The following is a 17,113-nucleotide window of genomic DNA, read 5'->3' as shown; positions in this document are numbered from 1 at the left end:
GCGCGGGGTAGGTTCGAGGGGTGACTTCCGTGAACCCCGGCCGCGTCGTCCTGCTCACCGCCAGCCACCGCGTGGCGCCCGGACTGCTGTCCTGGCCCGCCTGGCAGGCGCTGCGCGGCGCCGACCGGGTCCTCTGCCCCGACGAGCGCCACCCCCAGCTGCCGTACCTGCGGGAGGCGGGCGTCGCCGTCGAGCACGTCCGCCCCACCGCGGAGGAACTGGTCGCCGCCTGCGCCGGCGGCCGCACCGTCGTCGTCCTCCCCTCCGGCGAGGGCGACGGGGCCCTCACCGACGGGCTCGCCCGGCTCGCCGGCTCCGGCCGCACCGCCATGCCCGACCTGGAGCTGCTGCCCGGCTCGTACGACCTGCCCGGGGCCCGCCTCCTCGACCTCGTCCAGGTCATGGACGTCATCCGCCGCCAGTGCCCGTGGTCCTCGCTCCAGACGCACCGCGGCCTCGCCAAGTACGCCATCGAGGAGGCGTACGAACTGGTCGAGGCGATCGAGGCCGGGGACCGGCACGAACTGCGGGAGGAGCTCGGCGACGTGCTCCTCCAGGTCGTCTTCCACGCGCGGATCGCCGAGGAGGACGCCGAGGAGCCGTTCTCCGTCGACGACGTGGCCGGCACGCTCGTCGAGAAGCTGATCCAGCGCCACCCGCACATCTTCGGCGACGAGACGGCCGAGACCCCCGAGGACGTGCGCGCCCACTGGCTGCGCGCCAAGGCCGTCGAGAAGGGCCGGGAGTCGGTGACCGACGGGGTGCCCGTGGGACAGCCCGGCCTCGCGCTCGCCGCGAAGCTCGCGGGCCGCGTCCGCACGGCGGGTCTCGGCGTGCCGCTCCCGGCCGGCGACGGCATCGGCTACGAACTGCTGGCCCTCGCCGTCCGCGCGGAGGCCGCGGGCGTGGACCCGGAGGCGGCGCTGCGGGCGGCGGCCCGGGCGTACCGGGACGCGATCAGAGGGGCGGAGGGGGTGTGAGCCGCGCCCGCCGCGCCCTGCGCTGGTGGTTCGCCGACCAGTCGGACAGACCGGGGTACACGCTCCTCATGATGCTGGCGTTCGTCTCCTGGGCGTCGGGTGACGACACCCCGCTCTGGGTGCGGATCGCCCTGCTGGTGTCCGCGGCCGCGTGCGCCGCGGAGTTGATCCGCGTCGCCGTCGAGCGACGGAGGGGCCGCCGCGCGGAAGGAACGGCCTAGTCCGTGTGCGGGGCCCGGGCCGCCGGGTCGTGCCAGCGGACGGCCGGGGGGCCCAGGAGCCATTCGGCGCGGGAGGCGGGGCGGGTGGTGAAGCGGCCGGCCGGGGGGAGGACGTCGTGCCGGATCCGGTCCGGCCGTGCGCCCAGGTCGTCCAGGACCTCGGAGACCTCGGCGAGGAAGCCGGGCGGACCCGCCAGGTAGACGTCGTGGTCCGGCCAGCGGCCGCAGGACCGCAGCGCGGTCAGGAGGCGTTCGGTCGCCTGGTCGCGGGGGTGGCGGGGGGCCGAGGTGATGTAGGTGACGCTCAGGCCGGGGAGCCGGGCGGCCAGCCGGTCCAGCTCCTCGCGCCCGTACAGGTACTCGCGGGAGCGGGCCACCGCGAAGATCCGGCCCTCGGCCTCCGGGTCGGAGCCGGCCGCCTCCTCCAGGAGGGCCTTGACCGGCGCCCAGCCCGTACCGGCGCATATATAGGTACGGAGCGCGCCCGGCGCCGTCCGGCAGGTCGCCGCGCCGCCGGCGGCGCTCAGCCGCAGCGTCTCGCCCGGGCGGACCCGGTCCACCAGGGCCGTGCTCATCGCCCCGCCCCGGATGCGGCTCACGTGCAGGTCGAGCGTGCCGTCCGGGCGGGGGGCGTTGCCGAGCGAGTACGTGCGCCAGACGCGGGGCACCCGGAGCGAGCTGACGCCGGCGTACTGGCCGGGGAGGTAGGGGTAGGGGCGGCGGGGGCGGAGGGTCAGCACGGCCAGGTCGTCGCCGTGCCGCTCGTGGCCGACGACGTCGGCGTCCCACCAGGGCGGCTCCCCGTCCGCCGCGGACTCCTCCGCGCCCCGCAGCATCAGGTCGGAGACCACCCCGTACGCCTCCGACCACGCCTTCTCCGCCTCGATCGTCCATGTCGACCCGGCGGCGTGCGCGAAGGCGGCGAGCAGGCTCTCGCCGACGGCCGCGTAGAGGGCGGGGGTGGCGAGGAACTTGCGGTGGTCGCGGCCGAGGCGGCCCAGATAGGCGGGGAGCGCGGGGTCGTCGAGGGTGGTCACCACGTGGGTGAGCGCGGCGAACAGCCGGTCGCGCTGCGGGACCATGTCCTCGGGGAAGAGCTCGCGCACGCCGGGGTTGCGCCAGAAGAGGTGCGAGTAGAAGTACGTGACGGCGTGTTCGGCCCGTCTCTCGACGACCGCGAACGTGCTTCTGAGCAAGGGGAGGTCCACGCGGGAAATGTAGGGCACGGGCCGTCACGGTGTGGTCACCGGCGGGTGATCACGTCAGGTCGGCCGGAGGGGCGCCGGGGGCCGGACGGTACGGTCGGGGAGTGAGTGAAGGACCCGCCCCGACGCCCGAGACGACCGATACGCCGGGAACATCCGGTACGAGCCCCGTGCCGGCCTCCTGCCCCGTCACCGGCGCCGCCTCCGGGCCGGTGCCCGAGCTGTTCAGCTGGGAGTTCGCGAGCGACCCGTACCCGGCGTACGCCTGGCTGCGGGAGCACGCCCCGGTGCACCGGACCACGCTGCCCAGCGGGGTCGAGGCGTGGCTCGTCACGCGGTACGCCGACGCCCGGCAGGCCCTCGCCGACCAGCGGCTGTCGAAGAATCCGGTGCACCACGCGGAGCCGGGCAAGACCGGCATCCCCGGCGAGCGCAGCGCCGGGCTGATGACCCACCTCCTCAACATCGACCCGCCGGACCACACGCGGCTGCGGCGGCTGGTGTCGAAGGCGTTCACCCCGCGCCGCGTCGCCGCCTTCGCGCCGCGCGTGCAGGAGCTGACCGACCGGCTGATCGACGACTTCGCGGCGCGGGGGAGCGCCGACCTCATCCACGAGTTCGCCTTCCCGCTGCCCATCTACGCCATCTGCGACATGCTCGGCGTGCCCGCCGAGGACCAGGACGACTTCCGGGACTGGGCCGGGATGATGATCCGGCACGGCGGGGGCCCGCGGGGCGGGGTGGCGCGGTCGGTGAAGAAGATCCGCGGGTACCTGGCGGAGCTGATCCACCGGAAGCGGCAGGAGCTGCGGCAGGACGGGGACGACGACCTCATCTCGGGGCTCATCCGCGCCTCGGACCACGGCGACCACCTCACCGAGGCCGAGGCCGTCGCCATGTGCTTCGTGCTTCTGTTCGCGGGTTTCGAGACGACCATCAACCTGATCGGCAACGGCACCTACGCCCTGCTGCGCGATCCGGGGCAGCGGGCCCTCCTCCAGCGCTCGCTCGCCGCCGGGGAGACCGGGCTCCTGGAGACCGGCGTCGAGGAGCTGCTGCGGTACGACGGGCCGGTCGAGCTGGCGACCTGGCGGTACGCGACCACCGGCCTCACCCTCGGCGGGCAGGCGATCCCGGCCGGCGACCCGGTCCTCGTCGTCCTCGCGGCGGCCGACCGCGACCCGGACCGCTTCGGCGCGCCGGACACCCTCGACCTCGCCCGCAGGGACAACCAGCACCTCGGGTACGGGCACGGCATCCACTACTGCCTGGGTGCGCCGCTCGCCCGTCTGGAGGGGCAGACCGCGCTCGCCACCCTCCTGACCCGCCTCCCGGACCTGCGACTTGGCGCCGATCCGGACGAACTGCGGTGGCGCGGAGGGCTCATCATGAGGGGATTGCGCACGCTTCCGGTGGAGTTCACCCCATCCGCACCCCCGCAGCGCGTGTGACGACGTGTCAGAAATGTGATCTTCACGTGATCGGGCAGCCATCGACTTGTGACGGACGTTCGAATGCGGCTACCTTCGCGCCAGCGTTCGGCCGGAACCCGGCCGTCCCTGCCGTCCCCGCCGTCACGCGAAAGGCCCCGACATGCTTTCCGGAAACGGACGACACCGTCGACCCCGTCAGGCTCCCGCGATCGTCGTCACCGCAGGAGTGGCCGGATCCGCCATGGCACTGCCGCTGCTCGCCGCCGGCTCCGCCTCCGCCGCCGACGCGGCCACCTGGGACCGGGTCGCCGCCTGCGAGTCCGGCGGCCAGTGGAGCGCCAACTTCGGCAACGGCGCCTACGGCGGCCTCCAGATGACCCAGGAGGCGTGGGAGCGGCACGGCGGACTCGCCTACGCCCCCAGCCCCGACCTCGCCAGCCGCGCGCAGCAGATCGCCGTCGCCGACAAGGCGCTCTCCTCCGGCAGCACCGACTGGGCCACCTGCGCCCCCATCGCCGGTCTGACGAACGACGGCAGGGCCACCGGCGTCCAGCCGGGCCCCGCCGTCCAGGAGGAGGACGAGGGCGGCGTGGCCCCCGAGTCGAACTGGACCGGCGGCTCGTCCGCCTCCGCCCCCACCGCGCCCGCGAAGGCGCCCGGGGTGGGGGAGAAGGAGGAGAAGGCCGCGGAGAAGAAGGAGGCCGTCACCGCCCCGGCGACGCCGGCCGCCCCCACGACGCCCGCCGGCTCCGCCACGCCCGCCACGCCGCCCTCCGCGGGCACCGTCACGCCGCCGCCGTCCGCCGTCACCCCGGACGTGCCCGCCGACACCGCCCCGGACGCCCCGGACGCCTCCACGGGCACCCCGGTCGCGCCGGGCACGCCCGGCACCCCGGGCACGCCGCCGGACGCCTCGGAGACGCCCGTGGCGCCCGGCACCCCGGTGACCCCCGGTGCGGACGGGTCTGACGTGTCGTCGGACACGCCCGGGACGGGCAAGCACCGGGGCGAGGCCGCACCGGAGGAAAGCGACAAGACGGACACGGAGCAGGATTCCGGACGTCATGCCGCAGCTTCGGACAAGGTCACCTCAACCCCCGTCAACTCGGACGCAAGCGACGCTTACACCGTGCGCCCGGGTGACAGCCTGTCGGAGATTGCGCAGGAGAACGACCTCCCCGGCGGCTGGGACGCCCTCTACGACGCCAACCGCCAGACGGTCGGCATCGATCCGGATCTCATCCTCCCTGGTCAGAGCCTTGAGCTGACGGTCCCTTCATCGGAGAAGTGAGGCCGTTTCAGGGCTTTATGTCCGCTTTTGGGAAAGTGAGACATGGGTCTCTTCGCCCCAACTGGCGTGTCACGTCCGCAAACTTTGCTCCCGTCAGCTCTCACCTGCGCAAACGAGGTCTGACGGGATGCAAGTAAGGGCGATTTGTCCGTCGTAAGGCCCTTTGAACTTCAAGCGGGTGTGTGTCTACGGTCGACACCGCTCGCCACCGCGGGCCCCGTCGACCGAAACGCCGAGTCCTGCCGTCGGCCGCCGGGAATGTCGTCGCGAAAGCGCCGTAGGCAGGAGTGGGGGACCCAAGGTTTGCGCCGGTCCCGGCCGTCGAGAGACGGCCGATCGACCGGCTTGGGGTGAAGCCGCGTGCAAGGACACGCGGCCGGGCGCACTCTTCAAGCCCGAACCCGACAGCTCACCTCACAGGCGTCGGTGAAGAGGAATCTCCATGCTGTTCTCCGGCACGGGCAAGCGTCGTCGTCCCTCCAAGGCCACTCGCGTCGTCGCCCTCGTCGGCGTCACCGGTGCGGCCGTCGCCGCCCCGCTGATGGCCGCCGGCACCGCCTCGGCCGCCACCGCCTCCGAGTGGGACCGCGTCGCCCAGTGCGAGTCCGGCGGCAACTGGTCCATCAACACCGGCAACGGCTACTACGGCGGCCTCCAGTTCTCGGCCTCCACCTGGGCCGCGTACGGCGGCACCGCCTACGCCTCCACCGCCGACCAGGCCAGCAAGTCGCAGCAGATCGCCATCGCCGAGAAGGTCCTCGCGGGCCAGGGCAAGGGCGCGTGGCCGAGCTGTGGCGTGGGCCTCTCCGGCGCCTCGTACGACGGCGGCTCCGCCGAGGCCGCTCCGCAGCAGCAGAGCACCCAGCAGAGCGCCCCGCAGCAGAGCGCCCCGAAGCGCTCCGCCGAGCAGCCCGCCAACCGCAGCGAGCAGCGCCAGGCCCCGAAGCGGACCGCCGCCCAGGCCGCCCCGCAGGCCGCCGCCAAGAAGACCGTCACCACCCCGACCGGCAAGAAGGTCAAGAAGGGCGACGGCGAGTACAAGGTCACGGCCGGCGACACCCTCAGCAAGATCGCCGCGGCGCAGGGCGTCGAGGGCGGCTGGGCGAAGCTCTTCGAGCTCAACAAGGACGTCGTCGAGAACGCCGACCTGATCTACCCGGGCCAGCAGCTCCACCTGAAGTGAGCCCCGCGGCACCCGTGAGTCCGGCGGCTCACCGGTGCCCTGCGACCCTCCCGCGGTGACCACCCCGGTCCCGAGCCCCCTTCCCCCGTGGGCCCGGGACCGGGGTTCTGCCGTTACTGTCCAGTAGATCCCGGGGCTTTCGTCCTTCGATGCGTGCTCTTGGGCCCTTTTTCGTCCCAGGGGACGGGCGGTCGGCTGGCCGGAGCGCCGGAGCCGGTTAGGCTCATGTCGCAAGGCGAACGAGACCTTGCGACCCATGCGCCACACCTAGCGTCACATCCCAGAAGGAGATGCTCGTGCCGTCCATCGACGTCGTCGTAGCCCGGGAAATCCTGGACTCCCGAGGCAACCCCACGGTCGAGGTCGAGGTCGGCCTCGACGACGGCAGCACCGGCCGTGCTGCCGTTCCGTCCGGTGCCTCCACCGGTGCGTTCGAGGCCCTGGAGCTCCGCGACGGTGACCAGAACCGCTACCTCGGCAAGGGTGTCGAGAAGGCCGTCCTCGCCGTCATCGAGCAGATCGGCCCGGAGCTCGTCGGCTACGACGCCACCGAGCAGCGCCTGATCGACCAGGCCATGTTCGACCTGGACGCCACCCCGGACAAGTCGTCGCTCGGCGCCAACGCCATCCTCGGCGTCTCCCTCGCCGTCGCGCACGCCGCCTCCGAGGCCAGCGACCTCCCCCTCTTCCGCTACCTCGGCGGCCCGAACGCGCACCTGCTGCCCGTTCCGATGATGAACATCCTCAACGGTGGGTCGCACGCCGACTCCAACGTCGACATCCAGGAGTTCATGATCGCCCCGATCGGCGCGGAGTCCTTCTCCGAGGCCCTCCGCTGGGGCACCGAGGTCTACCACACCCTCAAGTCCGTCCTGAAGGCCAAGGGCCTCTCCACCGGCCTCGGCGACGAGGGCGGCTTCGCCCCGAACCTCGGCTCCAACCGCGAGGCGCTCGACCTCATCCTGGAGGCCGTCAAGCAGGCCGGCTACGTGCCCGGCAAGGACGTCGCCCTCGCCCTGGACGTCGCCGCCTCCGAGTTCTACAAGGACGGCAAGTACCTCTTCGAGGGCAAGGAGCGCTCCGCCGCCGAGATGACCGAGTACTACGAGGAGCTCGTCTCCTCGTACCCGCTCGTCTCCATCGAGGACCCGCTGTTCGAGGACGACTGGGCCGGCTGGAACGTCATCACCGAGCGCCTCGGCGACAAGGTCCAGCTCGTCGGCGACGACCTCTTCGTCACCAACCCCGAGCGCCTGGCCCGCGGCATCGAGGAGAAGTCCGCCAACGCCCTCCTGGTGAAGGTCAACCAGATCGGCTCGCTGACCGAGACCCTCGACGCCGTCGAGCTCGCCCAGCGCAACGGCTTCAAGTGCATGATGTCCCACCGCTCCGGCGAGACCGAGGACGTCACCATCGCCGACCTCGCCGTCGCCACCAACTGCGGCCAGATCAAGACCGGCGCCCCGGCCCGCTCCGAGCGCGTCGCCAAGTACAACCAGCTGCTGCGCATCGAGGAGATCCTCGACGACGCCGCCGTCTACGCCGGCCGCAGCGCCTTCCCGCGCTTCAAGGGCTGAACCTGCCCGGCACCGTAGTTCCGTCCGTCCCCGCACCCGGTCCCGTACCGTGTGCGGGGACGCACGTTTGAGGGACACCGGAGACAGGGGAGGCGACACGACATGGCCGTGAAGGACCGGGACCGGTTCTCCACCGCGACCCGGATCAGGCTGCTCGGCGAGCAGACCGCCGCCCGTGTCTACCGCTCCCAGACCCGGCGCCAGGCCCGGCGCTCCCGGCTCACCGGCCGCGCCGCCTTCCTCGCCCTCGTCGTCTGCTCCCTCGTCGTCGCCCTCGCCTACCCGATACGGAGCTACGTCTCCCAGCAGGGCGAGATCGCCGAACAGGAGCGCAAGGCCGCCGAGGCCGCCCGGCGGGTCGAGGAGCTGCGGGACGAGAAGGCCCGCCTCCAGGACCCCGCCTACGTCCGCCGCCTCGCCCGCGAGCACCTCCACTACGTGCTCCCCGGCGAGACCGGCTTCACCGTGAACGACCCCGGGGCGGCCGACCGCCCCCGCGCCGACCAGGGCACGGCCGACCGCCCCTGGTACGACAACCTGTGGGACGGCGTGGACCACGCCGACCGTCCCTGACGACGCCCGACACGACCCCACGAGCAAGGCAGACATGGAAACGCCCCCTCCGCAGACCGAACGCACCGAGCCCACCGAGGCGGACGTCGCCGCCTTCGAGGCGCAGCTCGGACGGCCGCCCCGCGGCCTGCGCGCCATCGCGCACCGCTGCCCCTGCGGCAACCCGGACGTCGTCGAGACCGCGCCGCGGCTGCCCGACGGCACCCCCTTCCCGACCACGTACTACCTCACCTGCCCCCGGGCGGCCTCGGCCATCGGCACCCTGGAGGCCAACGGGGTCATGAAGGAGATGCAGGCCCGGCTCGCCACCGACCCGGAGCTCGCCGCCGCCTACCGCGCCGCGCACGAGGACTACCTCGCCCGCCGGGACGCCATCGAGGTCCTGGAGGGCTTCCCCAGCGCCGGCGGCATGCCCGACCGCGTGAAGTGCCTGCACGTCCTCGTCGGCCACTCGCTGGTCGCCGGCCCGGGCGTGAACCCCTTCGGCGACGAGGCCCTCGCGATGCTCCCCGAGTGGTGGGCCAAGGGCCCGTGCGTCACCCCCTGCGCGGACGAGAAGGAGCCCGCGGAATGACCCGGGTCGCCGGAATCGACTGCGGCACCAACTCCATCCGCCTCCTCGTCGCCGACGTCGACCCGGAGACGGGCCACCTCGTCGAGCTGGACCGCCGGATGCTGGTCGTCCGGCTCGGGCAGGGCGTGGACCGGACCGGCCGCCTCGCTCCCGAGGCGCTGGAGCGGACCTTCGCCGCCTGCCGCGAGTACGCCGCCGTCATCGAGGAGTTCGGCGCCGAGCGGATCCGCTTCGTCGCCACCTCCGCCTCCCGCGACGCCGAGAACCGGCAGGAGTTCGTCGACGGGGTCGTGGAGATCCTGGGCGTCGAGCCCGAGGTGATCACCGGCGACCAGGAGGCCGAGTTCTCCTTCACCGGTGCCACCGGCGAGCTGCCGGACTCGGAGACGTACCTCGTCGTGGACATCGGCGGCGGCTCCACCGAGTTCGTCACCGGCGACCGGCACGTCGAGGCCGCCCGCTCCGTCGACATCGGCTGCGTCCGGCTCACCGAGCGGCACGTCCGGCACGACCCGCCGACCGCCGAGGAGGCCGAGGCGATCCGCGCCGACGTGCGCGCCGCCCTCGACCTCGCCGCCGAGACCGTGCCGCTCGACACGGCCGGCACCCTCGTCGGCCTGGCCGGCTCGGTCACCACCATCGCCGCCATCGCCCTCGGCCTGCCGGGGTACGACTCCGAGAAGATCCACCACGCCCGGATCCCCGCCGCGCAGGTCGCCGAGATCGCCGGACGGCTGCTCGCCTCCACCCACGACGAGCGGGCCGCGATCCCCGCGATCCACCCCGGCCGGGTGGACGTCATCGTGGCGGGCGCGCTGGTCCTCCAGGAGATCGTGGAGCGGGTCGGAGCCGCCGAGGTCGTGGTCAGCGAGCACGACATCCTCGATGGGATCGCCCTATCCGTGGCATAGCGGGCAGCTATCGAGGCATCCGGCGACACCCTGCCGGAGAAGCTTCGTGAAGTTCTTCACAAGGAAAAGGGCCCTGATGGCGCCGGAGGGAGGTCTTTGGGCCTTCCGAGGGGGTCCTCAGGGCCCTTTCGCAGGTCCGGAGGCCACTTCGCTCGAAGTTTCCATCGTGTGAACGCGTCCGCTGGTTCGGCGTTAACGAAGGCTCTCCGGGCCAGTTCAGTAGGGGTGAACAACGTTCACCACTGCATTCCGGTTCCTTTGCACGACCATGACGTGGATCACGTGGGCGGCGGAGTGTAGCAGAGCACTCCCGGAAGCTTGTGAAGGGGCGCACGAGGTGACCCCCCCGAGTGGGTGGATACTCGATGCCATGAGCACCACGGAGCGTCCCAGGATCCTCATCGTAGGCGGCGGGTACGTTGGCCTGTACGCCGCGCGGCGCATCCTCAAGAAGATGCGTTACGCCGAGGCGACCGTCACGGTCGTCGACCCCCGGTCGTACATGACCTACCAGCCCTTCCTCCCCGAAGCCGCCGCCGGCAGCATCTCGCCGCGCCACGTCGTCGTCCCGCTGCGACGCGTCGTGCGCGGAGCCGAGGTGCTCACCGGCCGGGTCACCACCATCGACCAGGACCGCAAGGTCGCCACGATCGCGCCGCTCGTCGGCGAGGCGTACGAGCTGCCCTTCGACTACCTGGTCATCTCGATGGGTGCCGTCTCCCGCACCTTCCCGATCCCCGGCCTCGCCGAGCAGGGCATCGGCATGAAGGGCATCGAGGAGGCCATCGGCCTGCGCAACCACGTCCTCGAGCAGCTGGACAAGGCCGACTCGACCACCGACGAGGAGGTCCGCCGCAAGGCCCTGACCTTCGTCTTCGTCGGTGGTGGCTTCGCCGGCGCCGAGACGATCGGCGAGGTCGAGGACATGGCCCGCGACGCCGCGAAGTACTACCAGAACGTCTCGCGCGAGGACATGCGCTTCGTCCTGGTCGACGCCGCCGACAAGATCCTCCCCGAGGTCGGCCCCAAGCTCGGCCAGTACGGCAAGGAGCACCTGGAGTCCCGCGGCATCGAGATCTACCTGGAGACCTCCATGGACTCCTGCGTGGACGGCCACGTCGTGCTCAAGAACGGCCTCGAGGTCGACTCCAACACCATCGTGTGGACCGCCGGCGTCAAGCCGAACCCGGCCCTCGCCCGCTTCGGTCTGCCGCTCGGCCCCCGCGGCCACGTGGACTGCAACGAGAAGCTGCAGATCAACGGCCTCGACTACGCCTGGGCCGCGGGCGACAACGCCCAGGTCCCGGACATGGTCGGCCGCCGCGCCGGCAACCCGAACGCCTGGTGCCCGCCGAACGCCCAGCACGCGCTGCGCCAGGCCAAGGTCCTCGGCGACAACGTCGTGTCCGGCATGCGCGGCTTCGAGCAGCGCGAGTACAGCCACGCCAACAAGGGCGCCGTGGCCGGCCTCGGTCTGCACAAGGGCGTCGCCATGATCGTCATGGGCAAGGTGAAGATCAAGCTCAAGGGCCGTCTCGCCTGGTACATGCACCGTGGCTACCACGGCATGGCGATGCCGACCTTCAACCGCAAGATCCGCGTCTTCGCCGACTGGACCCTCGGCATGTTCCTCAAGCGCGAGGTCGTCTCGCTCGGCGCCATGGAGACGCCGCGCGAGGAGTTCTACGAGGCCGCCAAGCCCGCCCCGGCCCCCGCCGCGGCCGCCCCGGCCCCGGAGAAGGCCAAGGCGTCGTAACACCCCCGGCAGTACCGAAGGGCCGTCCGTCATCCGTGGTGCGGGCGGCCCTTCGGCGTGTTTTGCGCACGTCTTGCGTCGCGGCGGGATGGGAAACGCCTACCGACGGTGTTCCCTTGGTGACGGACAAGTCTGGGGCAAGCACCACGGAGGTGTGTCACCATGGCCGACGCCGCGACGCGGCTCGCGACTCTCGCCGAGGATCTGCTGGGTAGTCCCCTGTCGGTGCGGCTGCGCGCCTGGGACGGCAGCGAGGCCGGCCCGCCGGGTGGCCCCGTGCTGGTGATCCGGGACCGCAGGGCGCTGCGCCGGATGATCTGGAGGCCCGGCGAACTGGGCCTGGCCCGCGCCTGGGTGGCCGGCGAGATCGACGTCGAGGGGAACCTCTACGAAGCCCTCGACCAGCTCTCCGGGTTCATCTGGGAGCGCGGCGGGGAGTCCGGCGGCCTGCTCTCCTCCCTCCGCGATCCGCGGATCAGGGCCGCCGCCGGGGAGCTGCTCCGGCTGGCCGGGCCGCTGCCGCCGCCGAGGCCGCCGGCCGAGGAGGTCCGGGGCCGCAGCGGCGGACGGCACAGCAGGCGCCGCGACAAGCAGGCGATCAGTCACCACTACGACGTGGGCAACGACTTCTACGCGCTGGTGCTCGGCCCGTCGATGGTCTACTCGTGCGCCTACTGGAGCGAGGCGGGGACGCTGGAGGACGCTCAGCGGGACAAGCTCGACCTCATCGCCCGCAAGCTGGCGCTGAAGGAGGGCGACCGGCTGCTCGACGTGGGCTGCGGCTGGGGCTCGATGGCGATCCACGCGGCCCGCGCGTACGGCGCCCGGGCCGTGGGCATCACCCTCTCCCGCGAACAGGCCGCCTTCGCCCGCAAGCGGATCGCCGAGGAGGGGCTCACCGACCGGGTCGAGATCCGGGTCCAGGACTACCGCGACGTGCCCGACGGGCCGTTCGACGCGATCTCCTCCATCGGCATGGCCGAGCACGTGGGAGCGGAGCGGTACCGGGAGTACGCCGACCTCCTGCACGGCCTCCTCAAGCCCGGCGGACGGCTCCTGAACCACCAGATCTCGCGCCGCCCGGAGCCCGACGAGGAGGCGTACCGCGTGGACGCCTTCATCGACGCGTACGTCTTCCCCGACGGCGAACTCGCCCCGATGGGCCGCACCCTGACGACCCTGGAGGACGCGGGCTTCGAGGTCCGGGACGTGGAGGCGATCCGGGAGCACTACGCGCTGACGCTGCGCCGCTGGGTGACGAACCTGGAGAAGGAGTGGGGCCGGGCGGTCCGGCTGACCTCCCCGGGCCGGGCCCGGATCTGGCGGCTCTACATGGCGGCCTCGGCGGTCGCCTTCGAGCGCAACCGGATCGGCGTGAACCAGTTCCTGGCGGTGCGGACGCCGGCGTCGGGGGCGAGCGGGGTGCCGCTGCGGCCGCGGGAGTGGACGGAGTAGGAGGAGAACGGCGGAGGGCCGGCCCCCGGGCGGGGACCGGCCCTCCGTGTCGTACCGGCTGGGCTACTCGGCCTTGATGGCGGAGAGCATGTTCAGGCGGGCGGCGCTGCGGGCCGGCCAGAGCGAGGCCAGCACGCCGACCAGGGCGGCCAGGGCCAGGAAGATCCCGATGCGGTCCCAGGGCAGGACCAGGCCGTACCCCGGCATGCTGGACTCGAAGGTCTTGCCGAGGGCCCAGGCGAGGAAGGTGCCGAGGCCGATGCCGACGATCGCGCCGAAGACCGAGATCACGACCGCCTCCAGGCGGACCATCCGCTTCACCCGGCGCCGGTCGAGACCGATCGCCCGGATCATGCCGATCTCCTGCTGACGCTCGAAGACGGACATCGCGAGGGTGTTGACGACGCCGAGGACGGCGATGATCAGGGCCATCGCGAGCAGGCCGTACATGATGTTCAGCATCAGGTTGATCTGGCCGCCGAAGGTGTCGCGGATGTCCTTCTTGTCGAGGACGCCGATGGCCGGGTTGTCGCCCATGGCCTTGATCAGCGCCTGCTCGTTGGCGTCGCTGGGACCGCCGGCGGTGGAGACGAAGATCTGCGGAACGTACTTCTGCGGGTCGTGCGCGTCGAGGATCTTCGTGTCGACGAGGACGGGGGAGAGGAACTCGCTGTCCTTGTAGACGGCGCCGACGGTGAGCGTGCCCTTCTTCTTGTCCAGGTACTCGACCGGGACGGAGGCGCCGACCTTCAGGCCGCGCTTGGCGGCGGTCTTGTCGGCGACCGCGATCTGGCCGTCGGCGAGGGTGCCGAGGGAGCCCTCGACGACGTCGATCCTCAGGACCTTCTCGATGTCGCCGGGGGTGACGCCGGAGGCGGAGACGTACGAGCCCTTGATGTCGAGGGCGCCGGCCTGCTGCGGGGAGACCGCGGTGACGCCGGGGGCCTTCTCCAGGGCCGACAGGGCCTCCTGCGACAGGCCGTCGCCGCTGGCCATGGAGACCATGTAGTCGGCCTTGATCTGGTCGACGGTCATCTTGTCCAGGGCCTGGCCGGCGCTGACGCCGATCACGGTGAGGCCGGTGACCAGGGTGAGGCCGATGGCGAGCGCGGAGGCGGTGGCGCCGGTGCGGCGCGGGTTGCGGACCGCGTTGAGGCCGGCGAGCTTGCCGGAGATCCCGAAGACCTTCACGAAGAAGGGGCGGATCAGGGCGATCACGGGCCGGGACAGGAACGGGATGAGGATGATGATGCCGATGAGGGTGGCGAAGGCGCCGCCCGCGATGACCATGCGGCCCTCGTCCCCGCCCATGTTCGCGCCGAGCACGATCAGCACCGCGCCGATGGCGGTGATCGCGGCACCGATCACGTTCCGCACGAGGAGCGACTTGGCGTTCGGGGTGGCGTGGACGCTGTTCATCGCGGCGACCGGCGGGATCTTCGCGGCCCGGCGGCCGGGCAGGTAGGCGGCGAGCAGGGTGATGCCGACGCCGACGCCGAAGGCGGCGAGCACGGGGGTGGCGCCGAGGACCAGGTCGCCGTCCGGGACCTTCATCTCGAAGGCGGCCATGCCGGAGCGCAGGCCCACGGCGAGCCCGATGCCGAGGAGGTAGCCGACCGCGGAGGCGACGACGCCGACGATGCCGGCCTCGGCCAGGACGGAGCGGGTGATCTGCTTGCGCGAGGCACCGACCGCGCGCATCAGGGCCAGTTCCTTGGTGCGCTGGGCCACCAGCATCGTGAAGGTGTTGGCGATCAGGAAGACGCCGACGAAGAGCGCGATGCCGGCGAAGCCGATCAGGACCTGGTTGAGGGTGCCGAGACCGGACTCGATCTGACGGGCCTGCTCGTCGGCCAGGTCGGCGCCGGTCTGCGCGGTGGCGGCCTTCGGGACGACCTTCAGGATCGCGTCGCGGAGCTGGTCGGCGTCGGCGCCGGCGGCCGCGGCCACGTTCAGGTCGGAGTAGTAGCCCGGCTTCAGGTAGAGCTTCTGGGCGACCGGGGCGTCGAAGACGACGAGGCTGCCGCCCGCGTTGACGGCGCCGTCCTCGGTGGTGAAGACGCCGGAGAGGGTGTACTCCTTCACCGGGCCGTTGGTGGCGACGCGGACCGTGTCGCCGACCTTGTAGCCGCCCTTGTCCGCGGTGGCCTGGTCGAGGGCGATCTGACCCGCCTCGGTGGGGCCGGCGCCGCCGGTGAACGCGAGGGCGGGGTCCTTGCCGTCCGGGCCGGGGGCGAAGTTGGTGCCCTTGTTGGACCAGCCGACGCCGATCAGCTTGCCCTTCGCGTCCGGTACGCCGGCGAAGCCGTCGACGCGCGGCTGGACGCCGGTGACGCCGTCGAGCTTCGCGACCTTGTCGACGGTGGCCTGGGAGAGACCGGGGTTCTTCGCGGCCTCCTCGGGGCTCGGGCGCAGGCCGACGGCGACGGCCACGTCGTCGTAGCTCTTCGCGGACTGGCCGCGGAACGCCTGGGAGAGGGTGTCGGTGAAGACGAGGGTGCCGGAGACGAAGGCGACGCCGAGCATCACGGCGAGCACGGTCATCAGCAGCCGCGCCTTGTGCGCGAGGACGTTGCGCAGGGCGGTACGGAACATGGGTGAGGTCCTGGAGGAAGGCGGGACGGAAGTCGGGTGCGGGGCCGGGGGCCCCGGAGCGCGCGGCGCGCCCGCGAGGGCGCCGGCGCGTCAGCTCGTACGGCCCTTGGAGTCGAACGCCTTCATGCGGTCGAGCACGCCGTCGGCGGAGGGGCGGAGCATCTCGTCGACGATCCGGCCGTCGGCCAGGAAGATCACGCGGTCGGCGTAGGAGGCGGCGACGGGGTCGTGGGTGACCATGACGACGGTCTGGCCGAGCTCGCGGACCGAGTTGCGGAGGAAGCCGAGGACCTCGGCGCCGGAGCGCGAGTCCAGGTTTCCGGTGGGCTCGTCGCCGAAGATGATCTCGGGCTGGGAGGCGAGGGCGCGGGCGACGGCGACGCGCTGCTGCTGGCCGCCGGAGAGCTCGGTCGGGCGGTGCTTGAGGCGGCCGGAGAGGCCGAGCATGTCGATGACCTGCTGGACCCACGCCTGGTCGGGCTTGCGGCCGGCGATGTCCATGGGGAGCGTGATGTTCTCCAGGGCGGTCAGCGTCGGCAGCAGGTTGAACGCCTGGAAGATGAAGCCGATCTTGTCGCGGCGGAGCTGGGTGAGGTGCTTGTCCTTGAGGGTGGACAGCTCGGTGTCGCCGATCCGGACCGAACCGGAGGAGAAGGAGTCGAGGCCGGCGACGCAGTGCATGAGGGTCGACTTGCCGGAGCCCGAGGGGCCCATGATCGCGGTGAACTCGCCCTGGCGGAAGTCCACGCTGACCCGGTCGAGGGCGACCACCTGGGTCTCGCCCTGCCCGTAGACCTTCGTGAGCTCCGTGGCGCGGGCGGCCACCGCGGTGGCGCGGGGCACGGTGGGGGTGGTGGTCACGAGGGGGACTCCTGTCAGGACGGCTGCTCGGAAACCCGGTGTCCCGGGAACCACTCCATCGTTTCGAACGTTCCTGCCCGGGTCGTCCGTCCACGTGCCCGTTCGAGGGGCCGCCTTGGGTCGGACCGCGCCCCCCGTGCCTCCTCCTCTGGTATGACGGCGACCCCGACGGCGGACGTGACACACCTTCGGCGAGATCTGGTCAATCCGGGGGTGGCGGCTTTGCGCCTGCGACCCCGGTCACAGTTTGCGAAAACGCCGCTCACCTGGGCTGACGCACCCTCAGACGTCAATAAAATAAGACAACATCGATCGCTCGTTCCGCTGAACGAGGGAAGGGCCCCGATAGGCTCCTGTGCCAAAGCGGAGCTCCGCTGAGACGCCCGGATGGTGGAATAGCAGACACGGCGAGCTTAAACCTCGCTGGCCTTCGGGCCGTACCGGTTCAAGTCCGGTTCCGGGCACCAAAGTGAATACGGCCCCCACCTGGGGAAAGAG

The 17,113-nt window shown here is 72.0% G+C and carries 14 protein-coding genes, 1 tRNA gene and 1 riboswitch; of the genes, 12 read left to right on the top strand and 3 right to left on the bottom strand.

Annotated elements, in window-relative coordinates; genetic code table 11:
- The first annotated feature begins 20 nt into the window (after positions 1–20).
- Complete coding sequence (locus ACFVU3_RS08280; RefSeq protein WP_390064755.1) at positions 21–980, top strand: nucleoside triphosphate pyrophosphohydrolase; 960 nt, start codon at positions 21–23, stop codon at positions 978–980.
- Positions 977–1,201: a hypothetical protein gene (locus ACFVU3_RS08275; protein ID WP_390064754.1), complete on the top strand. Its 225-nt coding sequence runs from the start codon at positions 977–979 to the stop codon at positions 1,199–1,201. The genes ACFVU3_RS08280 and ACFVU3_RS08275 overlap by 4 nt, the downstream gene beginning before the upstream one ends.
- Here ACFVU3_RS08275 and ACFVU3_RS08270 read toward each other — a convergent pair.
- Complete coding sequence (locus tag ACFVU3_RS08270; RefSeq protein WP_390064753.1) at positions 1,198–2,409, bottom strand: globin domain-containing protein; 1,212 nt, start codon at positions 2,407–2,409, stop codon at positions 1,198–1,200. The genes ACFVU3_RS08275 and ACFVU3_RS08270 overlap by 4 nt on opposite strands.
- A gap of 167 nt (positions 2,410–2,576) precedes the next feature.
- Between ACFVU3_RS08270 and ACFVU3_RS08265 the strand changes: the two genes are divergently transcribed.
- From ACFVU3_RS08265 to ACFVU3_RS08225, 9 genes are all read left to right on the top strand, one after another.
- Positions 2,577–3,857, top strand: a complete 1,281-nt coding sequence (locus ACFVU3_RS08265) for a cytochrome P450 (protein ID WP_390064912.1) — start codon at positions 2,577–2,579, stop codon at positions 3,855–3,857.
- 223 nt (positions 3,858–4,080) lie between these two features.
- On the top strand, positions 4,081–5,130 hold the full coding sequence (locus ACFVU3_RS08260) for a transglycosylase family protein (protein ID WP_390064751.1): 1,050 nt from the start codon (positions 4,081–4,083) through the stop codon (positions 5,128–5,130).
- Positions 5,131–5,393: 263 nt separating this feature from the next.
- Positions 5,394–5,568: riboswitch (cyclic di-AMP (ydaO/yuaA leader) on the top strand.
- Positions 5,569–5,572: 4 nt separating this feature from the next.
- Positions 5,573–6,313, top strand: a complete 741-nt coding sequence (locus ACFVU3_RS08255; RefSeq protein ID WP_390064749.1) for a transglycosylase family protein — start codon at positions 5,573–5,575, stop codon at positions 6,311–6,313.
- A 290-nt stretch (positions 6,314–6,603) separates the two neighbouring features.
- Positions 6,604–7,890 carry a phosphopyruvate hydratase gene (gene eno, locus ACFVU3_RS08250; RefSeq protein ID WP_390064748.1) on the top strand — a complete coding sequence of 429 codons (1,287 nt, stop codon included), beginning with the start codon at positions 6,604–6,606 and terminating at the stop codon, positions 7,888–7,890.
- 102 nt (positions 7,891–7,992) lie between these two features.
- Positions 7,993–8,463 (top strand): septum formation initiator family protein, encoded by a 471-nt coding sequence (locus tag ACFVU3_RS08245; RefSeq protein WP_390064747.1) that lies wholly within the window; start codon positions 7,993–7,995, stop codon positions 8,461–8,463.
- Between the two features lie 34 nt (positions 8,464–8,497).
- Positions 8,498–9,037: a DUF501 domain-containing protein gene (locus ACFVU3_RS08240; protein WP_390064745.1), complete on the top strand. Its 540-nt coding sequence runs from the start codon at positions 8,498–8,500 to the stop codon at positions 9,035–9,037.
- Positions 9,034–9,948, top strand: coding sequence for an exopolyphosphatase (locus ACFVU3_RS08235; protein ID WP_390064744.1), 915 nt, complete (start codon positions 9,034–9,036; stop codon positions 9,946–9,948). Before ACFVU3_RS08240 ends, ACFVU3_RS08235 begins: the two co-directional genes overlap by 4 nt.
- Before the next feature lie 370 nt (positions 9,949–10,318).
- The gene (locus ACFVU3_RS08230) at positions 10,319–11,704 is read left to right on the top strand and encodes an NAD(P)/FAD-dependent oxidoreductase (protein WP_390064742.1); all 1,386 of its coding nucleotides are present in this window, start codon (positions 10,319–10,321) and stop codon (positions 11,702–11,704) included.
- 162 nt (positions 11,705–11,866) lie between these two features.
- On the top strand, positions 11,867–13,159 hold the full coding sequence (locus tag ACFVU3_RS08225; RefSeq protein WP_390064740.1) for a class I SAM-dependent methyltransferase: 1,293 nt from the start codon (positions 11,867–11,869) through the stop codon (positions 13,157–13,159).
- 63 nt (positions 13,160–13,222) lie between these two features.
- Here the strand turns inward: ACFVU3_RS08225 and ACFVU3_RS08220 are convergent, their stop codons facing one another.
- Both ACFVU3_RS08220 and ACFVU3_RS08215 read right to left on the bottom strand, forming a co-directional pair.
- Complete coding sequence (locus ACFVU3_RS08220) at positions 13,223–15,754, bottom strand: ABC transporter permease (RefSeq protein ID WP_390064739.1); 2,532 nt, start codon at positions 15,752–15,754, stop codon at positions 13,223–13,225.
- 90 nt (positions 15,755–15,844) lie between these two features.
- Entirely contained in the window at positions 15,845–16,615 is a 771-nt protein-coding gene (locus tag ACFVU3_RS08215) for an ABC transporter ATP-binding protein (protein ID WP_390064737.1), read from the bottom strand.
- Positions 16,616–16,996: 381 nt separating this feature from the next.
- Here ACFVU3_RS08215 and ACFVU3_RS08210 point away from each other — a divergent pair.
- A tRNA-Leu gene (locus tag ACFVU3_RS08210) sits at positions 16,997–17,082 on the top strand.
- Positions 17,083–17,113 lie beyond the last annotated feature (31 nt).

Source organism: Streptomyces sp. NPDC058052 (genome assembly GCF_042885515.1).
GTDB lineage: Bacteria > Actinomycetota > Actinomycetes > Streptomycetales > Streptomycetaceae > Streptomyces.
Note: the sequence above shows the minus strand (reverse complement) of the source record. Positions and strands in the feature narration are given on the sequence as shown.